This is a genomic window from Mucilaginibacter sp., from assembly GCF_036383575.1.
In the GTDB taxonomy this organism is placed as follows: domain Bacteria; phylum Bacteroidota; class Bacteroidia; order Sphingobacteriales; family Sphingobacteriaceae; genus Mucilaginibacter.
In genome coordinates this window covers 1-20391 of record NZ_DASVOB010000733.1, presented here as the reverse complement: position 1 = coordinate 20391, position 20391 = coordinate 1, and the positions used below count along the sequence as shown (strand labels likewise).

General features: G+C 42.5%; 21 protein-coding genes and 1 tRNA gene. 13 read left to right on the top strand and 9 right to left on the bottom strand.

The genetic code is table 11. From position 1 onward, the window contains the following. On the bottom strand, window positions 1-385 hold a 385-nt coding region (locus VF500_RS26425), incomplete at its 3' end, for a hypothetical protein (RefSeq protein ID WP_330862534.1). A 216-nt stretch (window positions 386-601) separates the two neighbouring features. On the opposite strand from VF500_RS26425, the gene VF500_RS26420 reads away from it, so the two are divergent. Both VF500_RS26420 and VF500_RS26415 read left to right on the top strand, forming a co-directional pair. Continuing rightward, window positions 602-1204: a DUF998 domain-containing protein gene (locus tag VF500_RS26420; protein ID WP_330862533.1), complete on the top strand. Its 603-nt coding sequence runs from the start codon at window positions 602-604 to the stop codon at window positions 1202-1204. A 20-nt stretch (window positions 1205-1224) separates the two neighbouring features. Next, window positions 1225-1584: a hypothetical protein gene (locus VF500_RS26415; protein WP_330862532.1), complete on the top strand. Its 360-nt coding sequence runs from the start codon at window positions 1225-1227 to the stop codon at window positions 1582-1584. Window positions 1585-1897: 313 nt separating this feature from the next. Here VF500_RS26415 and VF500_RS26410 read toward each other — a convergent pair whose 3' ends face one another. Beyond that, window positions 1898-2320, bottom strand: coding sequence for a hypothetical protein (locus tag VF500_RS26410; protein ID WP_330862531.1), 423 nt, complete (start codon window positions 2318-2320; stop codon window positions 1898-1900). Window positions 2321-2438: 118 nt separating this feature from the next. Here VF500_RS26410 and purU point away from each other — a divergent pair, with 118 nt between their 5' ends. Together purU and VF500_RS26400 are read left to right on the top strand one after the other, a co-directional pair. Further along, a complete protein-coding gene (gene purU, locus VF500_RS26405; RefSeq protein ID WP_330862530.1) occupies window positions 2439-3263 on the top strand; it encodes a formyltetrahydrofolate deformylase in 825 nt (274 codons plus the stop codon). A gap of 89 nt (window positions 3264-3352) precedes the next feature. Continuing rightward, on the top strand, window positions 3353-4234 hold the full coding sequence (locus VF500_RS26400; protein ID WP_330862529.1) for an endonuclease/exonuclease/phosphatase family protein: 882 nt from the start codon (window positions 3353-3355) through the stop codon (window positions 4232-4234). A gap of 52 nt (window positions 4235-4286) precedes the next feature. On the opposite strand, the gene VF500_RS26395 is transcribed toward VF500_RS26400, so the two are convergent. Both VF500_RS26395 and VF500_RS26390 read right to left on the bottom strand, forming a co-directional pair. Continuing rightward, entirely contained in the window at window positions 4287-5747 is a 1461-nt protein-coding gene (locus tag VF500_RS26395; protein ID WP_330862528.1) for a glycoside hydrolase family 30 protein, read from the bottom strand. A 278-nt stretch (window positions 5748-6025) separates the two neighbouring features. Next, on the bottom strand, window positions 6026-6409 hold the full coding sequence (locus VF500_RS26390) for a chorismate mutase (protein WP_330862527.1): 384 nt from the start codon (window positions 6407-6409) through the stop codon (window positions 6026-6028). Between the two features lie 303 nt (window positions 6410-6712). On the opposite strand from VF500_RS26390, the gene VF500_RS26385 reads away from it, so the two are divergent. Further along, window positions 6713-7756 carry a quinone-dependent dihydroorotate dehydrogenase gene (locus VF500_RS26385; RefSeq protein WP_330862526.1) on the top strand — a complete coding sequence of 348 codons (1044 nt, stop codon included), beginning with the start codon at window positions 6713-6715 and terminating at the stop codon, window positions 7754-7756. A gap of 248 nt (window positions 7757-8004) precedes the next feature. Here the strand turns inward: VF500_RS26385 and VF500_RS26380 are convergent, their stop codons facing one another. The 3 genes from VF500_RS26380 to VF500_RS26370 form a co-directional block, all read right to left on the bottom strand. Further along, entirely contained in the window at window positions 8005-8178 is a 174-nt protein-coding gene (locus VF500_RS26380) for a spore protein (RefSeq protein WP_090527770.1), read from the bottom strand. A gap of 30 nt (window positions 8179-8208) precedes the next feature. Continuing rightward, window positions 8209-8279, bottom strand: a tRNA-Cys gene (locus tag VF500_RS26375). Window positions 8280-8325: 46 nt separating this feature from the next. After that, window positions 8326-9075, bottom strand: coding sequence for an RNA methyltransferase (locus VF500_RS26370; RefSeq protein WP_330862525.1), 750 nt, complete (start codon window positions 9073-9075; stop codon window positions 8326-8328). Here VF500_RS26370 and VF500_RS26365 point away from each other — a divergent pair. Beyond that, window positions 9066-11426 carry a BamA/TamA family outer membrane protein gene (locus VF500_RS26365; protein ID WP_330862524.1) on the top strand — a complete coding sequence of 787 codons (2361 nt, stop codon included), beginning with the start codon at window positions 9066-9068 and terminating at the stop codon, window positions 11424-11426. The genes VF500_RS26370 and VF500_RS26365 overlap by 10 nt on opposite strands. 172 nt (window positions 11427-11598) lie before the next feature. Here the strand turns inward: VF500_RS26365 and VF500_RS26360 are convergent, their stop codons facing one another. Together VF500_RS26360 and VF500_RS26355 are read right to left on the bottom strand one after the other, a co-directional pair. Further along, on the bottom strand, window positions 11599-12132 hold the full coding sequence (locus VF500_RS26360; RefSeq protein WP_330862523.1) for a hypothetical protein: 534 nt from the start codon (window positions 12130-12132) through the stop codon (window positions 11599-11601). 65 nt (window positions 12133-12197) lie between these two features. Beyond that, window positions 12198-12695 (bottom strand): TspO/MBR family protein, encoded by a 498-nt coding sequence (locus VF500_RS26355; RefSeq protein WP_330862522.1) that lies wholly within the window; start codon window positions 12693-12695, stop codon window positions 12198-12200. 159 nt (window positions 12696-12854) lie between these two features. On the opposite strand from VF500_RS26355, the gene VF500_RS26350 reads away from it, so the two are divergent. The 7 genes from VF500_RS26350 (at window position 12855) to VF500_RS26320 (ending at window position 20362) form a co-directional block, all read left to right on the top strand. Beyond that, a complete protein-coding gene (locus tag VF500_RS26350) occupies window positions 12855-13214 on the top strand; it encodes a hypothetical protein (RefSeq protein ID WP_330862521.1) in 360 nt (119 codons plus the stop codon). A gap of 260 nt (window positions 13215-13474) precedes the next feature. Continuing rightward, entirely contained in the window at window positions 13475-14248 is a 774-nt protein-coding gene (locus VF500_RS26345; RefSeq protein ID WP_330862520.1) for an SGNH/GDSL hydrolase family protein, read from the top strand. A 168-nt stretch (window positions 14249-14416) separates the two neighbouring features. Continuing rightward, window positions 14417-16339 carry a ribosomal protection-like ABC-F family protein gene (gene abc-f / locus VF500_RS26340; protein ID WP_330862519.1) on the top strand — a complete coding sequence of 641 codons (1923 nt, stop codon included), beginning with the start codon at window positions 14417-14419 and terminating at the stop codon, window positions 16337-16339. A gap of 253 nt (window positions 16340-16592) precedes the next feature. Beyond that, a complete protein-coding gene (locus VF500_RS26335) occupies window positions 16593-17843 on the top strand; it encodes a DUF5103 domain-containing protein (RefSeq protein ID WP_330862518.1) in 1251 nt (416 codons plus the stop codon). A gap of 131 nt (window positions 17844-17974) precedes the next feature. Beyond that, window positions 17975-18526 carry an acyl-CoA thioesterase gene (locus VF500_RS26330; protein WP_330862517.1) on the top strand — a complete coding sequence of 184 codons (552 nt, stop codon included), beginning with the start codon at window positions 17975-17977 and terminating at the stop codon, window positions 18524-18526. Between the two features lie 55 nt (window positions 18527-18581). Next, window positions 18582-18782, top strand: a complete 201-nt coding sequence (locus VF500_RS31830) for a YqaE/Pmp3 family membrane protein (protein ID WP_110586577.1) — start codon at window positions 18582-18584, stop codon at window positions 18780-18782. A gap of 233 nt (window positions 18783-19015) precedes the next feature. Then, window positions 19016-20362 (top strand): sigma-54 dependent transcriptional regulator, encoded by a 1347-nt coding sequence (locus VF500_RS26320; RefSeq protein WP_330862516.1) that lies wholly within the window; start codon window positions 19016-19018, stop codon window positions 20360-20362. Window positions 20363-20391 lie beyond the last annotated feature (29 nt).

The following is a 20391-nucleotide window of genomic DNA, read 5'->3' as shown; positions in this document are numbered from 1 at the left end:
GATAATGATACCAAAAGTGCGCAAACTCCCAAACTATATAGCCGTAAATGAACCAGTACCAGGTAAAGGTTGTTTTAAAAATAGCAAACCTCGAAAAGAAGCCGATACAGAATGCTACCATCGCTATAGAAATCACACTACCTATGTAAGCATTTAGCACGTATGCCCAAAAAGAGGTTTTATAATGAATTACCTTAAATTTTTTATAAAAGGCCCCCCTGATGATCTCGAATATCAGGAGCACAGGCAGCATAGGGCCTAATAAGGCCGTAATACCATCATAGGTGAGCAGTTTCCCATAATTGCCCGATTTGATAATGTCATATAGCCCGCCGAGCCCGAAGAACCCTGTAATGTGATCGTAAATCGCTTTTAAAAAATCCATGTTGAAAATTGGTTAACCAGTAAAAGGTTTTATTCAAATTTAGGGATTTTTATTTGTATGTATGTAGGTACATATTGTTTTTTCGTGGATTTTTTTCATGCGTGTCGATGGTCTCTAAAAATAAAATAAAAATTATAGTACTATGTATTGTATAGTACCATGTTTAATATTAACTTTGTTTTAATTGAAAGAACAACAATTTAAGCTTTGTTAAAAATGGACACTAAAACACTGCTATATACGGGTATCATCATACCCATCATATTTTGGCTTTCAACTATTGTTTGTGGTTTTGTGCATGGTAATTACAATCATATCAGCAATACCATCAGCGAGTTAGGTGCAATCGGCACCAAATCCGAAACGTTGATGGAAACATTCACACTGCTTGATACTGTACTAAGCGTGTTTTTTATGGCGGGTTTGTTCATAGCATGCAGTAAGTTAAAGCTAAATATCCTGCCGGTGTTTGGGGTGATAGGTTTTCCCATTATGTTTGGCTGGGCGGCGATATTTCATTCCGGCAATCCGCTGCATTCGGCTTCGGGGCCGGTGTTTTTGCTGCTGTATATAGGGGCGCTCCTATCCTTCATTTTGTGGCGGGGAGAGGATTTTAAGCAGATCAGAAAATTATCTCTGTTGAGCCTCTGTATTATGCTGCTCATCTTTCTGCGTTTCATTCCTTCGGGCACTATTCAAAACAATTATACAGGGCTTATTCAAAGGTTTGCTCATTTGGGCTGGTCGGTTTGGTTTGTATCGCTGGGCAGCTGTTTTATAAAATTACTTGATAGCAAAGAGGAACATCAATTAAAATAAATCATCATTAAAATAACAACATGAAAAAATTAGGTTACGTATTGGTTGTCATAGGTGTGATAGCCCTGTTAGATGCCTGCCATATAGGCGGAAGGCATACTGTTATTGTGGAGAATGGCAATGGCAAAGAAAGGCGAATTGAATACTGGGGGCACGTATATTTTACTGCCGACAGTTCGGGTATCAGCCGCATCTCGCCCAATGGAAAGGTAAAATACAAAAACGACGATTTTGAAATAATTGCCGAAAGTGATTATAATGGTCGCATCAGCTATCAGTTTAACGATGGCGAAAAGAAAAAGGAGCTTGATGCTGATGAGAAGGTTTCGTTAGCGAGAGCAGTACGGGATATGATGAAGGTTGGGCACAATAATAAATGATTAAAGCATTTTATCATGTCGAGCAATTAAATATAATATACTCTGAGGGTGAAATGACAAAAGAGGGCCGGTCAGTCTGTGCCTGTCGAAGACTCGCGCGCGGAGGCCCGCCCACCATGCTTCGACAGGCTCAGCATGACACCCTTTCAAATAATTTATTGGATTGTGGAAACGTATGGCAAAGCAAGCGGAGACTTACGAAGTTTTTAAAACTTCGTAAGTCTGTGTTTTGCAATATGTTGTGAGAAATATCGTGAAAAGGGGACTATGTATTGATATAGGCACCCACGATGCAGGGGTAAGTAGGAACGCCTTATTTCATCCTTACATATACGTCATTATACCCATCGGCTATGTAAATATCGGTCAGGTAAAGGGTATCGTTCCTGATAAGATAAGAAACCGGGTGTGTATCAAGTGCGGGGCCGGATATCGATAATATATCAACCGTTTGGGTGGGACTGTATTTATAATCCTTGATAGTACGGAAATTACCGCTGATCTGCAGCGTATCATTTTTGAACCTTTTAAAACTGCTGTCTGCATGAAATTCATTACGGATGGAGTAACCGCTACTTTGCGGTGTAATAGTAAAGCCGCCAATGCCGCCAACTGATTTCACCCAGCGCCATTTGCCAATTATACTGGTACTGCCCGGTCCGGGAAGGTTGCCTTTATTGCAGGCGGTTATAACACATAATAAAATTGCAGATACTGTCAGCAGGAGATTTTTCATAATTGTGGGTTTATAAAATCCCTTACGGTACAGCACATTGCTTTGCTACAATATGTTGTAAATAATTTAAAGGAGATGCTTGTTGCATATTCAGTAAAATTCTTTGTATCATTAAAGCATGATTATTGTAATACAGTGTAAAGACAAGGTGGGCCTTGTGGCGGCCATATCTGCAACATTAGCCAAACACCTGCTTAATATAGTTTCCATGCGTGAGCATGTTGATCATAACGAAAATGTGTTTTTTACGCGCCTGGAAATTGAGGATGGCGACGATACCGGTCTTGAAGATTCATTACGAAAAATATTACCCGAAGGAGCCTACATCGCTGTAAATCCGGAGCCGGTAAAAAAAGTGGTTGTACTGGCCACTAAAGAGTATCATTGCTTGAGTGATATCCTGATCCGTAATCATTTTAATACCCTCGGGGCAAGCGTACAATGTGTTATAGCCAATCATGCTAAACTACAGAACATCTGCGAGCGCTTTGATATCCCTTTTTATCATGTGAGCCATAAGGAGGTAGATAAAGCGCAATTTGAGGAACAGGTAATTGCTGCCATTAAACAGTATACGCCAGATTATGTGGTATTGGCTAAATTTATGCGGATCCTATCGCCCAGGTTTGTAGCCGAATTTCCGATGAAGATCATTAATATCCATCACTCGTTTTTACCGGCTTTCATAGGTGCCAACCCTTATAAACAGGCATTTGAGCGCGGTGTAAAACTGATAGGTGCCACAGCACACTATGTATCAAATGAACTGGACGAAGGCCCGATCATTGCCCAGCAGATTGTTCCGGTAAACCACTCCTACAGCTGGACAGATATGGTAAAGGCCGGTCAGGAAGTAGAAACCGCTGTGCTGGCCAAGGCTCTGAAACTTGTTTTTGAAGACCGGGTATTTGTGCATAAGAACAAAACGGTGGTGTTTGGGTAGGATCAGAGCCCGGGTTAAAAACCCATTATTTAACATTTACCCTTATTTTTGTTCATCTACAAGGGACAACTTTGCCTAAATTTCTACTTATGAAAAAAATATTTTCTTTATTGCTGATAGCTATGCTATCGGTATCAGCAAGCTACGCCCAGCATCAGCTTACTATTGCAACCTACAATTTACGTAACGACAACAGTACCAATGATGATTCGGTGCGGGGTAATGGCTGGAAACAGCGCCTGCCGGTGATAACGCAGCTCATCAGGTTTCACGACTGGGATATCTTTGGCACGCAGGAAGGGCTGGTGCACCAGCTTAACGGTTTAAAACAGGCTATGCCCCAGTATGCCTACACCGGTATAGGCCGGGATGACGGTAAAACTGCCGGTGAGTTTTCGGCCATCTTTTACAAAAAGGATAAATTTAAACTGCTGAAACATGGCGATTTCTGGATGGCCCCGATCACCGACAAGCCAAATAAAGGCTGGGATGCTGCTTTGCCGAGGATTTGCTCATGGGGATATTTCCAGGAGATAAAAACCGGGTACAAGTTTTATTATTTTAACCTGCACATGGATCATATAGGTGTTGTTGCCCGCCGTGAAAGTGCTAAACTGGTATTGAAAAAAGTAAAAGAGATGGGCGGCAATTCTCCTACTGTTTTATCAGGCGATTTTAACGTTGATCAAACATCTGACAGTTACGCGGTGATCAACAATTCGGGCGTGTTAAAAGATAGCTACGAGCTATCGCCCATAAAATATGCTACCAACGGTACTTTCAATGATTTTGACGCTAATGGTAAAACCACCGGCCGCATCGACCATATTTTTGTAACGAAAGATTTTACGGTAAAAAGGTACGGGATATTGACTGATACTTACCGGACTAAAGCTAAAGGCTCGGACAAATATGAGGCTAAGGAGCCAAGCGACCATTTCCCGGTAATGATAATGGTGGATCATAAATGACCCACCATACCAGAGATTTAGTTGATTGATTAACTAAAGGTTTTTATAAAAATTACTTCACAATAAGTGTAGCAATTGAATGCGGCAGGGCAGTAGTGCCGGCCGCTTTTCCTTTTATCCAAAGGCTGTAATCTATTTTTTCGTCGGTTTTATTCATTACCACTACGGCAATTGAGCCGTCGGGGTTTTGATAGGCTGTTGTTAATAGTTTATCCCTGCTGGCTACCGCGCTGATGCGTTTTGCACCCGGGTGAATGTATTTGGAGAAATGACCGATGTAGTAGTATGAGCTGGTATAGATCAGGTTTCCGTTACGCAGGTCGGCATGTACCGGTGCAAAGCAGAAATTACCAACGTGGTTTGGTCCGCCTTTTTCATCAAGTAATACGTTCCAGTCGGTCCAGGCTACGGTACCGGCGTTAAAGTCATTGATCATTGATAAACCGTAACGTTCTCCCAATGACCAATCATTGATCTTATTAAAATCAAACTTTTCTATACAGCCTTCAGTAAATACCAGGTTTTTGCCCGGGAATGCTTCATGGGTACGGCGGGTAGCTTCAAAATTTTGACCGGCGCCTGTCCATGTTTCATACCAGTGGAAACCAATACCCCAGATGTATTTGGCTGCGGCAGGGTCTTCCAGTATAGTGCTGGCGCGTTGGTAAAGCAAATCGCGGTTGTGGTCCCAAACTATCAGTTTTTTGCTTGCCAGGCCTTGTTTTTGTAAGGTTGGGCCTAAAAAGTTTTTTACAAAATCACGCTCTTCTTCGGCGGTGTACATACATGACTCCCATGTTTGTTTGGCCATTGGTTCGTTCTGTACCGAAAGGCCCCAGATAGGGATCCCTTCCTTTTCATAAGCACGAACAAATTTTACGTAGAAGTTGGCCCAGCTTTGGTCAAACTCTTTTTTAAGCTTACCGCCGTGCAACACATCATTATTATCTTTCATGAAAGCAGGGGGACTCCATGGCGATGCAAACAAGGTTAATTTGCCGCCTGCCGCAGCTGTAGCCGCTTTAATAAAAGGGATGCGGTAGGTTTTATCATGACTGATGTCGAAAGTTTTTAATTCCTTGTCGCCACTTTTTACGTAGCTGTAGCTGTCACTCGAAAAATCACAGCTTTGAATGTTGGTACGGCCAAAAGAGTAACCAATACCCTTGGCCTTATCATAGTAAGCGGTTAAAAATTCTTTTTGCTTATCCTTAGGTAGTTTGGCAAAGGTTTCGGCCGAGGCATCGGTTAGGGCGCCTCCAATACCAACCATGGTTTGGAACGTTTTTGCCGGATCAATAAATACCGCTACTTCTGTTTCGGCAGGTTGTGGTTTGTCGGCAAACTTCAGGGTTTCGGTTTCTTTAAATTTGTATCCGGCATTTTGCTCAGATACGATCACTTTTACAGATTTACCTGCCGCCGAATACGGCGCTTTACCCTGGGCGCTGACAAAGCCAGCCTTTAATAATCCGCCTGCTATGAAACAGGCAATTAAATACTTTTTTTGCATGAGTTTAATTAAATAGGCTTGCCGGTTTGGTTACGAGCCTGGACTGTGGCTAACCGGAGTTTCAAATTTATTAAACTTAATTAGAAAAAAGCAAAAAGCCTAATATAAATTATCGTAACGATCACTGCTTTTAAGCAAAATGATACGCATTAATACCAATGATTTTTTATTTTTAATTTTTTGATTATTAATTACTTAAATCTGATTTAGCTCTATGGGTTTGCGGAAATTTGATGCGCTAAAATGCATTGAAAATTATAGTGTATTTTTTACACCGGCTACTGTTTCTGAGCCTTAATTTCTTCCTCAATACGCAAGCTTTCTTTGTGGATGGCGTTCATGAGCTCGGTGATGAATGTGGCAGAGAGCCCTTCCTGCTTTCCGGCCTCGATCGTTTTCTCTAAAACCTGTTTAAAGCGATCTGCCTGGAGGGCGGGGATATTGTTTTTTGCTTTATAGATGCCTATTTCTTTTACCACCCGTTCACGTTCGCCGAGCAGGGCGATGAGCTTTTTATCGATTGAATCAATTTTGATCCGGTTGTTTTGCAGTATTGGGTCGGTCGCAGGAGTTTTATTCATAGGTGAGGATTGCGCGTTAACTAAACTGTACTGGAACAAACACACTAAAAATAATATAAAAGCGCGGTTAAACAATTTCATAGCGATGGTTTTTTGAGATGAATTTAGGGAATTAACCGGACTGTTAATGGATTGTTTTAAGATTAATGCAGAGTTTATTCACCACGTAGAGGCTTCGCCCGACAGCCCTTTCAACGCAAGCGTAAAGACGGGATTTTATCCTTAGTTTTTCCTTACCTCTTTGCCAAAGGCGAAGAGGGGGCGGCCAGCGCAGCGTAGCCGGGGTGAGTTGATGCAGCGGAAGGTAAAAGTGATATACAGAATGCCGTGCTGGTCATGTATCTTACGTTATTCACCATCGCAAAAATGTGCTAACTTCGCGCCATGTACCAGCTCATAAAACCCATCCTGTTTAAGTTCGATCCCGAAAATGTGCATTACTTTGTTACCCACAACCTGAAACGTTTTAACCGTTTTCCGGGCGGTACATCGCTAAGTAAGGCTCTGTGGGATGTAAAGAATCCAAAACTTGAGCGTGAAGTTTTCGGCCTTAAATTCAGGAACCCGGTTGGCCTGGCCGCGGGTTTTGATAAAAATGCCGAGATGATGGGCGAAATGGCCAACCTTGGTTTTGGTTTTGTTGAGATAGGTACCGTTACCCCATTACCTCAACCAGGAAATGATAAGCCGCGTATGTTTCGCCTGCCGGCAGATAGCGCGCTGATTAACCGTATGGGTTTTAATAATTTTGGTGTGGATATCGCTGCCGAACGGATTGCTGCTTTCAGGCGCGATCCAAGGAATGCCAACAAAGGCCTGATCATTGGAGGGAACATTGGTAAAAATAAAGTTACCCCTAATGAAGATGCTGTAAGCGATTATATCAAATGTTTTGACCGTCTGTTTGATGTGGTTGATTATTTTGTGGTGAACGTAAGTTCGCCAAATACCCCGGGATTGCGCGCGCTACAGGAAAAAGGGCCTTTGATGGAAATTCTGAACACGCTGCAACAGCGCAATAATAAGAACGGGATCAGCAGGCCCATCCTGCTAAAGATAGCACCTGATCTTACCGATTCACAACTGGATGATATTGTAGATATTGTACAGCAAACAGGTATTGCCGGGCTAATTGCCACCAATACAACTATCAGCAGGGAAAATTTATCATCGCCATTAAAAGAAGAAACCGGCGGATTGAGCGGCAAGCCACTTACCAAACGCTCAACCGAAGTAATAGCTTATCTGCATAAAAAATCAAACGGTTCATTTCCTATTATCGGAGTAGGAGGGATTCACTCTGCCGAAGATGCTATGGAGAAACTGAACGCCGGCGCTTCATTGGTACAGCTATATACAGGTTTTATTTATGAAGGGCCGGGGCTGATTGGAAGGATCAATAAGGAGATTTTGAACCTTGATTTTTAGGATTTAGGGATTGTCAGGATTTTTCTTTTCGCTCCTCTGTTTCCGTGTCCTCACGGAAACGCCAATGTTTGTCCATACCCATATAAAGTATATCCCATCCCTGCATGAGTGCAACCGTGAGGACACGGTTGCGGGGAGGAGGACTATCAAGGCCATCCTTTAATCCTAAAAATCAAGGTTCAGCAACAAAAAAAGTCCCACCGGAAACCGGCAGGACTTTAAGTTTTTTCTTCCGAAGAAGGAGAGAATTATTTGCCTAATGCGATATCTAAAGCTGCATTGTTTTTAGCTATCTGGCTGTGTTTTGACTCAGCAGAACGGCTTCCGTATTCAAGGTTAGTAGCCAGTTTCAAGAACTGAACTTCTAAGCGTGAAAAAGTTTTATTTCTCCTGTCTTTTCTTTTTAAACGAGTAACGCCCATTGTCTTTTATTTTAAATTTTTTTAACCCTGAGGTCGGAAGCGGATTCGAACCGCTGTAAAAGGTTTTGCAGACCTCTGCCTAGCCACTCGGCCATCCGACCCTTTTTTAAGGACTGCAAAGATAGCAATTATTTTTAGCGAACAAATTTATTTGAACGAATTTCGCTTTATTTCTGAACAAAGTATGCCCGTGGCTATGGCTACGTTCAATGATTCGGCGTGGCCTATGCGGGGGATGGTTACTTTTTTATTTATTAATGCCTGTATTTCAGGGCGCAAGCCATTTCCCTCATTGCCCATCGCCAATAAGCCCTCATTACCGAAATTAGTACTGTAAATATTTTCGCCATCCAGCATCGCACCAAATAAAGGGAGCTTTATTTCGGGTAGAATATCTATTAAGTCGCCGTAATGTACATTTACTCTTGCTAATGAGCCCATGGTGGCCTGTACCACTTTGGGGTTATACACATCAACGGTATCGTCTGAGCAAATAATATCGGTAACGCCAAACCAGTCGGCCGTGCGGATAATGGTGCCCATATTGCCGGGGTCCTGTACGCCATCAAGCACCAGCGAAAACCTGTTTTTTAGTAAATTGTAATTTAACTGCGGCCATTTTGGTATTTTAACCAAACCAATTACCTCTTGCGGGGTTTTCAAACTGCTGATCTTTTCCAGATCGGTCAATGAAATTTCCTGAAAATTTATTTTTCGGGATAAATTCATCATTTTTGGGGCAATTTCTGGGGTATGGTATATGGTATCAACCTGGTATGCAGCGTTTACAAACTCAATAACTGATTTGTGGCCTTCAACCAAAAACAAACCATACTCTTTACGGAATTTTTTATGTTGTAAGGACCTTAATAAACTGATCTGTGATTTTGAAAGCATATACTAAACCTGCTGTTTACCGCCTTACAATATTAAGTATTTTGCTGATTATTATCGGCTCGGGCTGCAGTATTACCCGTGGCATCCGTAAAGATCAGGCACTGGTGCGCAAAATCACCATAAAAGGTATCGACGAAGAATTTGCGGAAACAGCTATAAATTATGTAGATAAGGAGCAGCAACCCAATAACTGGCTCAATTTGCAGCTGTACTATACTTTTAGCAATAAAGGAAAAAAAAATATAGGCGAAGCTCCTGTTGTTGTGGATAGCAACCTGATTGAATACTCACGCCTGCAGATGGAAAAATACATTCGCAGCCGTGGTTATCTTAAAGGGAAGGTTGCCGATAGTGTGGTGATAAAAAAGCAAAAGGCCGAACTGGTTTTTACAGCCAATGAAGGGCCAATGTTCCGCATCCGCAAGTTTACAGATAGTATTGCCGATAATAATATCAAAGGATTGTATAATGGTAACCGCAACAGGATCTCGCATATACAACCCGGTGGCCGGTTTGATACCGATAGCTTAGCTTACGACCGCGACCAGCTTTATTTGCTGATGAAGCATAATGGCTATTACGATTTTTACAGGCAGTACATCAACTTTACTTATGATTCAACTTTTAACAGCAGTGTTGTTGATGTAAAAATGATCATTGATAATCCGGCTGGTAAAACACAGCATCCGGTTTATACCATCAACAATACATTAATTACGATATCAAATAGCCAGGGACGTACTACCGGTAAGGTGGATACGATACAGGTTGATTCGCAGTTCAGGTTTGTTGATTACTCAAAAAGGTTTCAGCCAAGGGTGGTAACTGATTATGTTTTTCAGAAAAAAGGGGAGATCTATGATATTGACAAGCAAACGCGGACTACCACGCGTTTATCGGAGTTAAACGTTTTCAGAAATGTGCCCAACCCGGTTTATGAAAAACTAAAGGACAGCTCCAATAGGCTCAACACCAGGATAGATATCGTACCGCTTAAACGCATGAGCGACCGTGTGGAAGGCGAGGTGCTTTTTAGCGGTGGGCGTTTTGGCTATAACGTTGGTAATACTTTTACCGACAGGAACTTATTTAAACAGGCCGCTATATTGCAGTTAAAAGTTAACTGGAGTATTCTTTTTGATAATGGCAACAATGTAGGTAATGACCATAGTATTATTCAAAACCAGGAGTTTAGGGTAGGCGCACAGCTCACGTATCCGCGTCTTTTACTTCCGTTTAAGTTCCCTTTCCTCGGTAAATTCGCGGTTCCGCATACTACCTTCTCGTCAAATTACTCGTTGTTTTTTCAGAAGGACCTGGTTAAACGCGAAAGTTTTATCAATTCCATTACGTACGACTTTTTTGATACGCCATATAAATCACATACCATTACGCCTATTAATATCGAATTTTCCAGAGGCGTAATTGATCCGGCTGCAAGGTCCGCACTACTTGCTCAAAACAGGTATTCATATGTTTATCTTATCGGGCGCACTGTTTTTACATCCGGGAGTCAATACACATATCAGGTTAATGCTATAAAGCTTAATAGTTATGAAAATTTCACCTATTTCCGTGGCAGTTTGGATATTGGGGGGAACTTTCTAAATCTGGTAAGTAACCTCACAAACGCCCCTAAAGATACCCTGGGGCAACACAAGCTTTTCGGATATACTTTTGCTCAGTATACCAAAGTTGAGCTGGATACCCGCTTTTACCGCAGTTTAGGCGGGGAAAAGCAGTTTGTGTTTCGCATAAACCCAGGGATAGGTATCCCTTATGGTAACAGTAACCAGCTTATTTTTGAAAAGAACTTTTACGCTGGAGGCGCCAATGATCTGAGGGCCTGGTTGCCGCGTACACTGGGGCCTGGTCAGTTTAACCGTGGTACTTATTACGGTACCGATGTTAACAACCGAGCACGGTTGAAATATCTTGATCAGTTTGGTGAGATCAAATTTATAACCAATGCTGAGTACCGGTACCTGCTGGCAAATAACTTTTTTGGTGCTAAGCTTAAAGGAGCGTTTTTTGTTGATGCGGGTAACGTATGGCGGTTGCATGATGAGCCAGATAATCCCAACGGACAGTTTAAGCTGAATAACTTTTTAAGTTCAACGGCTGTAGGTATAGGCACAGGGTTAAGGTTCGACTTAAGTTTCTTCGTTTTTAGGCTCGATGCTGCCTTTAAACTTAAAGATCCACAATTTAGTGGAGCAGACCAGTGGGTGCTGATCAACCATGCGGGTGAGTTATTCAGCAAAGGCTCATTCAAAAAGGCTTATGAAACAGCCAATGGGGAAAGCTATAACTTTATGCAGCTGAATTTTGGCATCGGGTTACCTTTTTAAGATTTTAAAGGTGTTGTCTTTTTAGGTAAAAGGCTAAAGGTGAAAGGCAAACGGTAGCTGTAGCTTTTGTAGATAACATGCATATTTGACTTCTTCTTTTAAAGCCTTTCATCTTTACCTCACTTAAAAACCTTTGACCTTTCGCCTTTAACCTTTTACCTTTTACCGCATTCTAAAATATATTCTTTAACCCATCAATAATGCTTTCAAAAAAGGTTGGGATACTTAGGCCGTTGTGGTAGTTGAAATAGAGGAATATACAGAAAATTACTACCGCTATAATGATAAACCTTTTAAACATATAAGCCAGCAATACCAGTAACAGGGGGATGGCTATCAGCAATATCCAGCTGATGTGGAAAGGGCTTAGCTTGCTATCGTGCTTATAAATGTAGTATAGTATGGCGTGTGTGCCGGCATCGTTCATATGTTTGGCGTACAGGAAGCTTGAACGATCCAGTTTGTGGCGGTAAAAAGCTGTGCCTTTATCAAACTTAAGTTCTTCGGTAAAACCGTTCATTACAAAAGTGAAAATTCCGTTCACGTTTTCCTGTATCACACCGGCAGTGTCAGTAGCAACTACAGCAACCTCATCAACCGCAAACGGGTTCTCTTTAATTACAAAGTGGTTAATGGCAATTTTATCGGCAAAAGCAAAGCTGTGCGCAGCAGTAACGAGGCAAATAATAAGTAAAAGTTTTTTCATGGTTTGATAGAAAGCTCTTTATCGATGCTGTAATTATCTGCAATAAAAATAGTGTTTTTTATGAGCTATCGGTTAAGGAAATAAATACTCGCGTTTAGTACGCTGGCAAAGCTTACCCATAATAAATACGGAACAAGTAGCAATGCGGCGGCCCTGTTAAATTTGTTAAACCAGTAAATGGTGACGATAATGCTGAGCCACAGCAAAATGATCACAACCATTGCCCCTGGAATTTGGTGCATGCCGAAGAATATGATCGACCATGAAAAGTTTAAAACAAGCTGAACGAAATACGCTGAACGGGCAATAATGTAGGCTGGCTTACGGCTGCGGTGTTTCCAAACCAAGTAAGCCGAGGTTGCTATCATGATATAAATCATCGTCCATACAGGTGCAAACAGCCAGGGCGGGGGATTAAACGATGGTTTGCGGAGTGTACTATACCAACCGGCAATTTCAGGTCTGGTTACCAGTGATGCAACAAGTCCGATAGCCAATACAATTAACAGGTTGATAAGGTAGGGGAAAAACTGGAAACGTTTGGTGGAGGCAGCTACAGACATAATGATATATTGAACCATTAAAAGCGGCGTAAGTTTTACGATGGATCAACAATATTAAAAACTAAATAAATTGAACATCCTCCCGGAGTAAAGCAACTGTTTTGCAATAATTACACAGTAATTAGATGGTGTTAACTGTTAAATGTTAGTTTAGCCCATATGATAAAAGCTTACAGGTTATACACCGGCGAAGACGGCCATTCACATATAGAAAAAGGCATGATTGAAATGGGCCCACTTAACGAGGCACTGGCTATCAGGTTCCAGGAATCGGCCCCTTATGCGTTTTATGATTACCATAACGCCCCTACCTATCAGTATGTGATCACGATAACGGGTACCCTTGAATTTGAAACTTATCCCGGTGAAAAATTTATACTGTACCCTGGCGAGATCCTGATAGCCCAGGACACAACAGGCACAGCCCATAAATGGCGCTTGATTGACGACCAGCCCTGGAAACGTGTTTATGTTACTTATGATCCGGCTAAGCCTATAAATTTTGTGGCCGACAAGTAAAATACTGACGCAGGTGCCATCTCCATCTACCGCAGGTTTAGCGACAGCGTAACCTGTGGTTGAGTATAGTCGAAGCTTTCAGCTTCGCATTTAAGCTTAAATGATAGTTACCACGGGTTACAAACCCGTGGCAGATTAAGCGGCAGTTCGTATTTGTATGCAGGTAATATTCCTTTTACAAATCCTGATACAAAAGCTAACAAAGTTCAAATAATTGTGGTAAATGAGTATTTTCGGCAAATACCAGCTATAATCCGCAAATGAAAGATACCGAACAAAACTATCGTCGCCATTTTTTAAAAACCGCTGCACTTGGTACCATTGCCACCATAGGCATCCCGTCAATTGTATCATCGGCATTAGCTGCCGAAAGGCCAGCCAAAAGGATAACTTTTAATGAGGGCGATGTAGTCCTTTTTCAAGGCGATTCCATTACCGACTGGGGACGCGACCACAACAAAACCGAGCCAAATACAACCAGCGCATTAGGCTCGGGTTATGCATTGCTTACAGCGTCTCAATTGTTGCTTAAACATGCCGATAAAGGATTGAAGATCTACAATAAAGGCATCAGTGGCAATAAAGTATATCAACTGGCCGAACGCTGGGATACTGATTGTTTGGCTCTTAAACCTAATGTACTGAGCATCCACATAGGCGTAAATGACTTTTGGCATACCCTTACCGGTGGTTACAAAGGCACAATAGATACTTATATTGCCGACTATCGGGCACTGCTAACCCGTACCAAACAAGCTTTGCCCGATATTAAACTGGTGATCTGTGAGCCTTTTGCCGAGAAAAATGTGAAAGCCGTTGATGATAAATGGTACCCTACATTTGATTCTTTCCGCAAAGCAGCCAAAGATATAGCCACCGAGTTCGACGCCGTATTTGTGCCTTACCAATCAGCATTTGACAAAGCCGAACAAACAGCCCCCGCGACTTACTGGAACCTTGACGGCGTACACCCAAGTGTAGCCGGTGAAGCTCTCATGGCACAAACGTGGTTGAAAGCAACGGGAGCTTTATAGGAGCTCAAAGCCGAAGGCTTAAAGCTCAAAGCTTTTTTAATATGCCAAGTGTAATTAACTCACCGGATATTAAAAGCTTTGGGCTTTTTGCTTTAAGCCTTGGGCTCTCCTGTGCTTTCCGCTTTCAGCCTTCGGCTTTCAGCTCAAAAACAGTATCTTTGCGCGTAAATGATTGCTATAAATAACCTTACGTTCGAGATTGGTGCGCGGGCCCTATATGATGAAGCCAACTGGCATATTAAACCCGGTGAAAAAATTGGTTTAATTGGTGCCAACGGTACTGGTAAAACAACCCTCTTAAAAATTATTGTAGGCGATTATAAGCCTACTTCCGGAACCATATCAATGGCTAAGGACCTTACCATGGGTTACCTTAACCAGGATCTGCTTTCATACTCGTCTGATAAAAATATCGTGCACGTAGCTATGGAAGCCTTTGAGCGCCAGAACCAATTGCACGATGAGATTGAGAACCTGCTTAAAAAGCTGGAAACGGATTATAGCGAAGAATTGTTAAATAAACTGAGCGACAAGCAGCATGAGTTTGAACTGCTTGACGGTTATAATATTGAATACAAGGCCCACGAAATTTTAGCGGGTCTGGGTTTCAGCGATGACGATTGTAAACGTAAGCTGAGCACATTTTCGGGCGGTTGGCGTATGCGTGTAATGCTGGCCAAGATCCTGTTACAAGCTCCTGATATCCTGTTGCTGGATGAGCCTACCAACCACTTGGACTTACCGTCTATCCAGTGGCTGGAAGATTATTTGAAAGCATTTACCGGTGCTATCATCATCGTATCGCACGATAGATGGTTCCTGGATAAAGTGATCAACCGTACCGTTGAATCGCGCAAGGGCAAGCTGACTGTTTACGCGGGCAATTATACTTTCTATCTCGAAGAAAAAGCATTACGTGAAGAAATTCAACGCGGCGAGTTTAAAAACCAGCAATCAAAAATAAAACAGGAAGAGCGCTTGATCGAGCGTTTCCGTGCCAAGGCTTCTAAGGCGAAAATGGCGCAATCACGCATTAAAATGCTTGATAAAATGGAGCGTATTGATGACGTTGATGATGATAATCCTTCAGTTAACTTCGCTTTCCGTTTCTCCAAACAATCGGGCAGGCATGTGATCACATTAGAGGATATCGTTAAAAAATATCCTGCAATTGACATTTTAAATGGTGGCGAGGCTGTAATTGAAAAAGGTGATAAAATAGCCCTGATCGGTGCCAACGGTAAAGGTAAATCAACCTTGCTGCGTATCATTGCTTCGGCTGATAATGATTATACCGGTAAGGTGACTGTCGGCCATAACGTAACTACTACGTTTTTCGCCCAGCACCAGTTAGAATCTTTACACCTCGAAAACCAAATATTACAAGAGCTGCAATCATTTGCTCCAAAACATACTGATACCGAGTTACGTACCATTTTAGGTTCGTTTTTGTTTACCGGTGATGATGTGTTCAAGAAGATCAAGGTACTATCGGGTGGTGAAAAATCGCGCGTGGCTTTGGCGAAGGCGCTTACTGCCGATGCTAACTTCCTGGTACTGGATGAGCCCACCAACCACCTGGATATGCAGTCGGTAAATATCCTGATCCAGGCATTGGAGCAGTACGAAGGTACTTTCATCGTGGTATCGCACGATAGGTATTTCCTGGATAATGTTGCTAACAAGATCTGGTTTATTGAAGATCAGAAAATAAAAATTTATCCGGGTACCTATGCTGAATTTGATGTGTGGTATGCCAACCGTAAATTAGAGCCAAAAGCTGCCGCACCTGCACCTCAGCCTAAAAAGGAAGAAAAAAAGCCGGAGCCTGTTAAACAGCCGCAAGGCGAAAACAAACATCAGCAGCTTAAAAAACTGAACCAGGACCTGACCAAAATGGAAGAACAGATCGCCAACCTTGAAAAAGAGGTAAAGCAATTGGAAACCCAACTGGCCGACGAAAAAATATACAGCGACGGTGCCAAGCTAAAGCAAACCAATGCCGCTTACAGCGCCAAACAAACCGAACTGAAACAAGTTCAGGACAAGTGGGAAGCTTTGGCGGAGCAAATTTTGGAGCTGGAATCGTAAAATAAAGAAATTGTTATTGGGTGGAGAGGGCCTGTCACCCTGAGCTTGTCGAAGGGGTCGCGCGCAGAGGCCCTTCCCACCGTGTTTCGACAGGCTCAGCATGACACCCGTTTTAACCCGTCATTGCGAGGTACGAAGCAATCCCCGATTAGTGGAGCGGCTATGCAAATCCGCCCTGTATAGTTTGGGATTGCTTCGTACCTCGCAATGACGTTTGTTTTGTAGTTTAACCGGAATTAGCAGGTTTATATAAATGAAAAAGCTTTACATCATCCTTTTCACCCTCCTGTCGTTAAATACCTTCGCCCAATCTCCCTATAATAACAACGTTTACTCACCGGCCATAAAAAGCGTTGAGTTTTATAATACTGCCAAACAGGGATCTTTCCCTGTGATCAATTTAGGATCGGACGAAAAAGTATTGCTTGCTTTTGATGACTTAAGGGGAGGTAGCCGCAATTATTATTATACCATTGAGCATTGCGATGCTAACTGGAACTCATCAAACCTGTCGTCTGCCGAATACCTGCAAAGTTTTACAGATGACCGCCTGTACAACTACAACTACTCTACGGGTACCATGCAAAAGTATACCCATTACGAAATTTCATTGCCCAACAATAATATCGCTCCCAAAATATCGGGCAATTATGTGCTGAAGGTTTATGAAGATGGGGACCAAAACAAAATGGTGCTTACCCGCAGGCTATACGTATTGGGCAAACGCGTTTCGATAGCTGCCGATCTGGTGGCTTCGGCTAATAATGCTACCCGCCAAACCAATCAGAAGATCAATTTTACAGTTGACTATTCGGGCTTGATTGTGCAGAACCCGGCGTATGCCTTACGCACCTTTATCATGCAAAATGCCCGTACCGAAACAGCGGTGCTTAACGGACAGCCAACTTATATCCGTGGTTCGCAGTTGATCTATAATGATGTAACGATCAATGATTTCCCGGGACGAAACGAGTTCCGGCTATTTGATACGCGTACGCTGAAACTCAATTCGCAAAGGGTAGCTAAAATTTATAAAGATTCGACAAACGTGGTGGTGCTGTTAGGCGATCCGGTGCGCGATCAGCCCGATTACATTTTTCAATACGATAATGATGGCAAGTTTTACATCCTGAATAATGATGGTTCAACTCCTGCCACAGATGCTGATTATGCCCATGTGTACTTCACTTTATCAACCAGTAAAGATCCTAAAGACGGAGCCCCATATGTAGTAGGCCAGTTTAATAACTACCGGCTCGATGATAGCAACAAACTGCACCCGCTTGATAACGGGAGGTATACCGTAAACATGTTGTTAAAACAGGGCGTATATGATTATGAATACGTTTGGGTAGATGCCAAAACCGGTAAAGCCGATGACGTTCCTTTTGAAGGCAGTCACTTTGAAACGGAGAATGAGTATCAAATGCTCACCTACTACCGCCCACCCGCTGCGCGATGGGATGAATTGGTAGGTTTCAGGGAGTTGGTGACGAAGAGGTGATGCCCCACCCAAACCCTCCCCTAAAGGGAGAGGGCTTTAAAAATCAAACTAATGAGGGGCAAATCAAAAGTCTCACCCTTTAGGGGGAGATTTAGAGGGGGCTTCGTATCTTTACCCCAAACTCTATCAATATGACCGGAAAATCGCCGCAGGAATCGTACACTATCATGAACGAATTGGTATTACCCAATGATACCAACACTTTAAACAACCTGATGGGAGGGCGGTTGCTACATTGGATGGATATTGCGGCCGCTATTTCGGCACAAAAGCATTGCAACAGGATAGTGGTTACGGCATCGGTGGATAATGTATCGTTTAAGGCACCGATAAAATTGGGCGATGTGATCAGCATTGAAGCAAAGGTTACGCGTGCATTCACTACCTCGGTAGAAGTAAGGATGGACGTTTGGGCGCAAAATATCCCATCGGGCACCAAAGTGAAAAGTAACGAGGCTTACTATACTTTTGTGGCTTTGGATAAAGACGGGCAAAAAACAGCCGTGCCCGAGCTGATCCCCGAAACAGAAAAAGAGCAGGCATTATATGAAGGTGCACTTCGCCGTCGCCAGTTAAGGTTGATATTAGGCGGAAAAATGAACCCTAATGATGCTACAGAGTTGAAAGCACTGTTTTTTGTCGATGAGTTACCGCCCAATCTCGGCGAAGAAATAAAGCAGTAACAAAATAAACTACTGGTGGTCTAACAGATAGCTTAACAATAAAACTATTTGTACCATGAGATACTTTTTGTGCTTTTTACTGCCACCTGTTGCCATCCTTACCACCGGCAGGATAGGGGCATTTATACTGAATATATTTTTAACCCTCTTTTTCTGGATCCCCGGCGTAATTCATGCCATCCTGGTAACCAGCGATTACTATGATGCCAAACGTCACAGGCAACTGATGCGGGCTACAAGGCGGGCACGGTGGTGACCGTTGATCTTTTTGATTGCGTTGATTTCGCTGATTCCTAAATGGTGCAGAATGATTTTACAGGGATGATTAGCCTCATTTTAGTCAAACTTTTAAAAAATCAATGCAATCAACGTAATCATCCCATCAACGGTTTATCTTTGTCGCATACATCGGATTTTCACTAACCTGATCATAACAAAAAAAAAAAAGGAAAATCAACGAAATCAACGCAATCAAAAAGAAAATCAACGGTGCAGAAAGGCAAACTATTAATTATCGATGATGAAGAACGCCTCCGCAATCTGCTGGCGCGGATATTGCAACTGGAAGGCCATGAAGTAATTACCGCAGGTACGGGCAAAGAGGGACTTAAAAAATTACAGCAGGATACCATACATGTGGTACTAAGCGATGTAAAGCTGCCCGATATTGATGGCATTACCCTTTCTGAAACCATCAAGAAAAACTATCCTAATACCGAGATTATTGTTTTAACCGCTTACGGTACCATTAACGATGGTGTAAAAGCTATTAAAGCCGGGGCATTTGATTATATTACCAAAGGCGATGATAATGAAAAGATCATCCCGCTGGTAAGCAAGGCCATGGATAAAGCCCTGCTGCAGCAAAAAGTTGCTGAACTGGAAAGCAAACTAAATGATAAGTTCGGTTTCGACAGGCTTATCGGCAAATCGACAGCTATCAGCGATGTGATCAAATTGGCTCAAAAGGTGGCCCTTACTGATACTACTGTATTGTTGTTAGGTGAAACTGGTACAGGCAAGGAGATTTTTGCCGAAGCCATTCACCAGGCCAGTAACCGTAGCGCTAAATCATTTGTGGCTGTAAATTGCAGCGCGTTCACCAAAGAATTGCTGGAAAGCGAGCTGTTCGGCCATAAAGCTGGGTCATTTACCGGGGCTGTAAAAGATAAAAAAGGACTTTTTGAAGAAGCCAACAGCGGCACCATATTTTTAGATGAGATAGGCGAACTTGATCACGATCTGCAAGCTAAATTGCTCCGTGTGCTTGAATCGCAGCAATTCATCAAAATAGGGGATACCAAACCTACCCAGGTTAATGTACGCATCCTGGCCGCTACCAACCGTAATTTACTAAATGAGATCAACGACGGTCATTTCCGGTCAGATCTGTATTACCGTCTTTCTGTTTTCCAGATCACGTTGCCTGCATTGCGTGAGCGTAAAAAAGATATCAAACTACTTGCCGAATACTTTATGCAACACTTCGCCCTCAAAGTAAAAAAGCAGGTAAATGTTTTGGGTGATGAGTTTGTTGAAAAACTGGAGGCCTACCCATGGCCAGGTAATATTCGCGAACTTAAAAATATTGTTGAACGGGCTGTGATCCTTACAGATAGTAATGTGCTTGATGAAAGCCTGCTGCCTTATGAAGTTCAGCAGCAACAGGTAAAAAGCGGTGCGCCGATTTCGGCGTTCGATCTTTCATCTGTTGAAAAGCTGCATATTCAACGGGTGCTTAACCATACCCACGGCAACCGTGCCGAAGCTGCACACCTGTTGAATATCGGTGTGGCTACTTTGTACAGGAAGTTGAAGGAATATAATTTAGAATGATTTCAGATTTCGATTTCGGATTTTTTTAA

What these genes read in the sequence shown, in the direction of transcription:
- VF500_RS26335 (WP_330862518.1), top strand. Translation starts at nt 16,593, where the DNA reads ATGAAAAAGCTTTACATCATCCTTTTCACCCTCCTGTCGTTAAATACC.
- VF500_RS26420 (WP_330862533.1), top strand. Translation starts at nt 602, where the DNA reads ATGGACACTAAAACACTGCTATATACGGGTATCATCATACCCATCATA.
- VF500_RS26330 (WP_330862517.1), top strand. Translation starts at nt 17,975, where the DNA reads ATGACCGGAAAATCGCCGCAGGAATCGTACACTATCATGAACGAATTG.
- VF500_RS26380 (WP_090527770.1), bottom strand. Translation starts at nt 8,178, where the DNA reads ATGGGCGTTACTCGTTTAAAAAGAAAAGACAGGAGAAATAAAACTTTT.
- purU (WP_330862530.1), top strand. Translation starts at nt 2,439, where the DNA reads ATGATTATTGTAATACAGTGTAAAGACAAGGTGGGCCTTGTGGCGGCC.
- VF500_RS26395 (WP_330862528.1), bottom strand. Translation starts at nt 5,747, where the DNA reads ATGCAAAAAAAGTATTTAATTGCCTGTTTCATAGCAGGCGGATTATTA.
- VF500_RS26345 (WP_330862520.1), top strand. Translation starts at nt 13,475, where the DNA reads ATGAAAGATACCGAACAAAACTATCGTCGCCATTTTTTAAAAACCGCT.
- VF500_RS26410 (WP_330862531.1), bottom strand. Translation starts at nt 2,320, where the DNA reads ATGAAAAATCTCCTGCTGACAGTATCTGCAATTTTATTATGTGTTATA.
- VF500_RS26355 (WP_330862522.1), bottom strand. Translation starts at nt 12,695, where the DNA reads ATGTCTGTAGCTGCCTCCACCAAACGTTTCCAGTTTTTCCCCTACCTT.
- VF500_RS26400 (WP_330862529.1), top strand. Translation starts at nt 3,353, where the DNA reads ATGAAAAAAATATTTTCTTTATTGCTGATAGCTATGCTATCGGTATCA.
- VF500_RS26370 (WP_330862525.1), bottom strand. Translation starts at nt 9,075, where the DNA reads ATGCTTTCAAAATCACAGATCAGTTTATTAAGGTCCTTACAACATAAA.
- VF500_RS26390 (WP_330862527.1), bottom strand. Translation starts at nt 6,409, where the DNA reads ATGAAATTGTTTAACCGCGCTTTTATATTATTTTTAGTGTGTTTGTTC.
- VF500_RS31830 (WP_110586577.1), top strand. Translation starts at nt 18,582, where the DNA reads ATGAGATACTTTTTGTGCTTTTTACTGCCACCTGTTGCCATCCTTACC.
- abc-f (WP_330862519.1), top strand. Translation starts at nt 14,417, where the DNA reads ATGATTGCTATAAATAACCTTACGTTCGAGATTGGTGCGCGGGCCCTA.
- VF500_RS26385 (WP_330862526.1), top strand. Translation starts at nt 6,713, where the DNA reads ATGTACCAGCTCATAAAACCCATCCTGTTTAAGTTCGATCCCGAAAAT.
- VF500_RS26360 (WP_330862523.1), bottom strand. Translation starts at nt 12,132, where the DNA reads ATGAAAAAACTTTTACTTATTATTTGCCTCGTTACTGCTGCGCACAGC.
- VF500_RS26415 (WP_330862532.1), top strand. Translation starts at nt 1,225, where the DNA reads ATGAAAAAATTAGGTTACGTATTGGTTGTCATAGGTGTGATAGCCCTG.
- VF500_RS26350 (WP_330862521.1), top strand. Translation starts at nt 12,855, where the DNA reads ATGATAAAAGCTTACAGGTTATACACCGGCGAAGACGGCCATTCACAT.